Annotated in this window: 1 protein-coding gene (only partly in view); it reads left to right on the plus strand. The window is 65.8% G+C overall.

Translation table 11 applies throughout. From position 1 onward, the window contains the following. Positions 1 to 6000, plus strand: part of the annotated coding region (locus tag ON34_RS03965) for a protein phosphatase 2C domain-containing protein (RefSeq protein WP_157172163.1) (this coding region is incomplete at its 3' end). Its footprint begins 36163 nt before the window's first position; 6000 of its 42163 annotated nt are in view.

Here is a 6000-nt window from a genome sequence, read left to right on the forward strand (position 1 = left end):
CCGCCGTGGTGGTCGATGAATACCAATCGTTCGACGAGAACAACCCGAACGCGGTCGGCTCGCACACCTACGAGATGTTCGTCGACGCCGACGGCACCGTGAAAGTTCGCGACTGGACGTGGGCCAAAGCGCTGGAGCGCAACCACATCCAGCGTCCCGAACCCACGGAGGAAACCCACGACCACGTCGAGGGTCAACGGAAAGAGGGGGTACGCAAGACCTACGCCATCATCCGGAAGGCCGACGGCACTCCGGAGGTCCGCTACCAGCCGGAAGCCGGAGTTGCGGGCCGGGACAAGCCGGGAACCCTGATCGGCCGACAGCAACAGCCGGGGCGCGGTGAGGTGGCGCAGTTGCTGGCCGCGGCGCGCGCGGGTGGCTCTGCCGCGTCGAGCGCGTCGAGACGCCTGCAAGAAGTTTTCGGTCGACAGATCTTCCCGGAAGTGCGGGCCATGACCGGCAGCATGGAAGCCGTGTCGTTGGCGCGCGGCGCCGTCGACGACGTGCTCGCCACTGCGGCGCACTACAACTGGAACCCGCCTGAAGGTCAGGATGTCCGCGACTGGCTGCTCGGTATCGCGCGCAAAGCGGTGGATCGCAGGATTGCGGAACGTGTTCGCGCGGCTGCCCTGGAGCGGGTGCGTGCCGATGCGGGCGGGGACGATAGCTACGCGGCAGCCGCATCGGAATGGCGCGCCCAGGTTTTGGTCTCGGCGCCGCCGGTCGCGATCGAACATGCCTTGAACAGCAGTCTCCGTGACTCACACCGGGAGTGGCTGCGACAGCGCTACGGTCTCGAGGCTCCCGAGAAGGCCGCGCTGTCCCGGGCTATGAGACTGGGTGCGGGCTCGTCCGCGGAGATCTTGGACAAAGCCGCGGCGCGCACGCTGGCCGACGCCGTCTTCGCTGAGTACCGGATCTCGCTGCATGAGCTGCCGCCACCAGGCACTCCACAATACGAGTTGTTGAACAGGTTGGTGGCCGCCCGCTTTCCTGCCGAGGTCGTGGCGGCCTTGGGAGGCGACCTCGAGAAGCTGCGACGCGCGGCGGAGGAGATTCCTGCCCGCTCGCGTGAGTACTTCAACCTCAGGTTCCTGCGGGGGCTTCCTCCCGAGCGGGCCTTGCGAATCATGGGAGTCGAGGCCACTCCCAGTTGGTATGAGACTGTCGCGACGGATTATTTGATGATTTCGTTGCTCGACGTGCCGGAGCCGCCGGTTGTCGATATCGAAGGATGGTTGAACGGACTTCCGGAACCGGGCCCGGCCTACAGTCGACTGGTTGCGGATGTGATAGAGCGGCTGTCGGCGGTGTCTCCGACACTCGGGCAGGCGATTGCCGGGGACCTCACGAAACTGGCGCGTGCCGTCGCCGCTCTCCCCGCACAGCAGAAGGCCATCACCTACCTGACAATCCTGCAAGGGCAGCCGTTGCTCGAGGCGAGCCGGGCAATGATGGTGACTCGGAACACCGCGGCTTCCCATCGACACGCCGCGATGACGCACCTGGCCGAATTGTTCGCCCCATCCCACCCCGATGCGTCGATGGCGGAACAGGCCCAGGGGCAACAAAATCAGGCGCCGAGCCCGGGTATCGATGCTGCCGAGGCGGAGACACCCCAGGAAAAGCAGGACAAGGCTGTCGCAGCATTCCTCGATGCAGGTAGGCCGCCCACCGAAATGGATCTGGCCGTTGTGGCCGACTTGCCGCTGCGAACGGTCATTCTTGTGCTGAACAAGAAAGCGGTCAGCCCACGGGTGCACGACCAAGTGGTACGGGCCGCGAATCGGATCGGATACGTCCTGGCGGAGGATGTCGCCAGGCCGCAGCGTCGGCCCGATCAGGTCTCGCCGCACCGCGTTGCGCATCGCGCGAGAGTGTCGTATCGCGTTGTGCTGCGGGTGGCCAGGGGAGAGTCGGTTCCCGATTCCATTCGGGAAAGAGTGATGGCCGCGATGACGGAATTCGAATACGAGTTCCGAGACGGTGAAATAGTCTCCATCCACGAATCCGCTCCGAAGTTCGAGTGGACCATTTTGGCCAAGCAAGCCGGAGTGGACAGGCACACTTTGCGGTTCATGCTCGACGGCCGTCCGGTGTCCGAGGAGACTCGACGGAACGTCGCCGAAGCGGCTGTTCGGCTCGGGCTCGAGCTTCCAGAAGCCATTGTGGTGTCGCCTCCGGTAACGCCGTCTCAGGCACGGTTGGCTCGCGAGGCCGGTGTGTGGCGCGGCACCATCGCCAATCTGCTCAACGGTGGTCGGGTCAACTACTCGACATGGCGGCGGATCGCCGAGGCGGCTGCGCGGATCGGGTTCGAGCTTCCGGAATCGATTGCGCGACCGCCGGTCGAGTGGCCGATACGGAGGATCGCGAGTGCCGCCGGGTTGTCCAAAGCGTCGGTACAGCGGGTGCGCCGGGGGCTCTGGGTGGATCCTGATACCCGTGCGCGCGTGATCGGCGCGATACGACGGATCGCCCCCGAGCTCGTGGATGAGATTCCGCCAGCGCCGCATCCGTCGAAACGAAAGGCCACCAAGCGGGATGTTGCGGCCTTGGCCGAGGTGTCCTACACGACAGTCAACCGGATCTTCGCCGACGTGGACTACGAGGTGTCCGCTCAGCTGCGACAACGGGTATTCGCGGCGGCCGACATGCTCGGAATTGCGGTTCCCCCGGAGATCAGGTCCCGCCCGTCCGCGCCGCACAAGGTAACGCTGACGGAAGTTGCCGGTGAAGCCGGGGTGGCGATCAGCAGCGTCCACCGGGTATTCAATGGTGACCGCGTGGGAGCGGACGTGGTGTGGGCGGTACTGCGGGCGGCGACCTGGCTCGGGTTCCCGCTGCCGCCGCAGGTTCTGGCCCGAATCCAGCTGCCCCAGCAGTTCGTAGCCGACCTGGCCGAGTCGGCGGGCGTGTCAGAAGACACTGTGCGTCGCGTGTTCGCGCGCGAGGACGTGAACGTGGCGTCGTGGCGGCAGGTACGGGATGCGGCAACCCGGCTCGGCGTACTGCCGAGGCGGCCCTCGATCGCCGACGTGGCCGCATTGGCCGATGTTCCCCGCAATCACGCGGGCACGATACTGAGCAGGCGGGGACCGGTCTACACCGAAGTCGAACAACGGGTTCTCGTCGCCGCACGGATTCTTGGGTATCCGATGTCGTCCGCTCTCGCTGCGGCCGTTGATCCGCGGTTCGTGGCGACGAAATTCGTTCCCGCGCATTTTGTCAAAGGCCGTTTTGTACCTGCGTACTTCCACCCGCAGCCGACCCAGGCGGCGGTGGCGCGACGAGCAGGCGTCACCCAGTCCGTGGTCAGCGACGTGCTCAGCGGAAAAATCCCAGCGGACAGCGACCACGCGCAGTGGGTGCGCACAGCTGCCGACGAACTCGGCTATTGGTACGCACGTCCGCAGGTCGCCGATGTGGAACAGGTTCGAGTACTGCGGCTGGAATTGGCCGAGCTGCTGGGAGTGCCTACCGAACAGGTCGATCGTGCTGCGGTGGTGGCCGCGATGCACCGGATCGGCGACAGCACCGACGCACAGCACACTCGGTTGGCCGAAGCAGCACGTCGTTTCCTCGCCCTCGACGAGTGGCAATCGGTGCAACCGCCCACGCTGTTCCATGTGGCCCAATTGGCCGATGTCGGCCAGGCCACTGTGCGCAGGGCACTGGACCGGGCCTGGCCGTCGTACACGGAAGAAGAGCAACGGGTCCTTGTCGCCGCCCAGTGGTTGGGCTACCGGATCCCGGCTCGCCTCTTGGGCGCTATCGACGCCGCATTTGCGGAGCGATTCACGCCCGGACATTTCGTTGACGACCGTTTCGTGCGAGGACACTTCCGCCAACAACCGTCCCAGCAGCAGGTGGCGCGTCGAGCAGGTGTCACCCAGTCAGTGGTCAGTGCGGTGCTGCGTGGCGAGCCCGGGCATTCCGCGGAGGTCGCGCAGCGTGTGCGGGCAGCGGCCAACGAGCTCGGCTACTGGTATTCGTCGATGCGCGAAGGAGGGTTCGAGCAGCTGCAGGCACTGCGGGTCCAGCTGGCAGACCTGCTTGGGACCTCTCCGGAGAGCCTCGACCGCGCCGGGGTGGCGGCCGCATCGCAGCGGGTCGACTCCGACGAGGCGGCAGACCTGGTTGCTGCTTTCCTGGGCCTCGACGATAGAGAGTTGGCACAGCAACCCACTGTCGTCGATGTAGCCAAGTTGTCCGGTGTGCCCAGACAGACGGTCGACGCCGTGCTCGGTAGGCGTAGTCCGGTGTACACCGAAGAGGAACAGCGCGTCCTCGTCGCGGCTCAATGGCTCGGATACCAGCCGATTCCAGATGAACTGCTGGCAGCGATCGATCCGGACTTCGTCGCGGAGAGGTTCACACCCGGTCACTTCTCCAACGGGCAATTTGTTCCAGGCGAGTTCGTTCCCCAGGCCAAACAGGTCGACGTGGCCGCGCGTGCGGGCGTATCGCAGACGGTGGTCAGCCGCGTGCTTCGAGGGGGCGGCAGCGCCGAGGCGCGGCGCAAGGTGGCCGAAGCGGTCGAAGATCTCCGTTACTGGTATCACCGGAGCAGAGGTTCGTCGACGACGGGATCGCCGGCACCGGCCGACGGAGTTGCGGGGCAGCGCCGTCGGGGTCGTGGGGCGACAGCGACGACGGAAGCGCAGTCCGATTTTGTGGCGATGGGCGGGCGGCCGCAGGCCCGGGGGGCGGCGCAGGTGCAGGGGCGGCCCGCGGCGGGGGACATCCCCGATATCGAGACCGCCACGGCCGATTACGACTACACCGACAACCATCCGCCGCAGCGGCTGTGTGGGGTCAAGGTGCAGCGTGTGGCCGTGGCCTTTGCGGGCCCGGAGCAGTCGTCCAAGATGCGGCCGGAATCACTCGACGACCGCGAGATCGCCTCCCAGGGCCTGTTCGGCACGCGGTTCGCGAAGGGTTTGGCCGCGAACTGGCAGCAGGAGCCGTCCGGGGCCGGGGTCGAGGGCTTGGATGCGATGGTGGCGCGGGTGCGTGACCGCGGCAACGATGTGGGCCTCGTCGTCGGGGCGTTGGAAGTCGGTGCTGACTTCGCTCATGCGGTTGCGGTGGTGGAGGTGAACGATGCGCTGGTCGCGGAGTTCCCGCAGCTGCAGGACTTCCTCGGCGAGGTGGTGGCGTTCGACGATGCGTATCCGGGCGCCGACGAGGACGGCTGGATCGTGGGCGCTGCGGCGGTGGATGAGTGGGTGCAGCGCGCTGGCGTGGCTGTGGGCGATGTGCACGTCATGGCGTTCTTCAAAGATGGTCGAGCGGAGTTGCCGCTGGCGCCTGAGGAGGAGCCCGCGCCGCGGGGGCCGGTCAAGCCGTTGGGGGCCCGGCCGGATTGGCCGGGCAGGCGTGGCGGTGAGGACCTGGCGGCGCTGCTGGAGGCCGCTCAGAGTCGCGACGAGACGGCATTCGCGCGGCTGCGTGGCCTGTTCGGTCAGCAGTTCTTCTGGGAAATATTGGACATGCTGGGCGATCGAAGTAACCGTCGCCTGGCACGGTTGGCGCAGCAGATCAACATCGAACTGTTCGAGTTCGCTGAGCGTGAGAGATGGCTCGTTCCCACCGGTGTGGACGCCAGGCAGTGGCTACGCGGCGTTGCCCGAGACCTGGTCGAGAGCACCAGGTTCAACCGCATTCGTGCCGGGATCTTGGCTACATTGCGCTCGCGCGACATACCGGAGTCCGATCCCGGGTATCAGGCGCTGGAGCAGGTTCGTGTCGCCGAGTTCAAGCGGCAGTTCGAAGCGATGACCGCCACCCAGCAGGGATGGCTGTCAGCGAGATTCTGGTTCGACAGGAGCCTCGCGGCGGTTGCGGCGAACGAGCTTCCCTCAGGTCTGGCGGAAAGTGAGATCTCGAATTTCGAGAACAGAATCGTAAATAGATTTGTCCGCAACATAGCCGATAGTCTCGACGAAGAACAGCAAGTCGTACTCTTCGAATCAGAGTATGAACCGGGAACCCCGA

The organism is Nocardia pneumoniae NBRC 100136 (genome assembly GCF_000308755.1).
Taxonomy (GTDB): Bacteria; Actinomycetota; Actinomycetes; order Mycobacteriales; family Mycobacteriaceae; genus Nocardia; species Nocardia pneumoniae.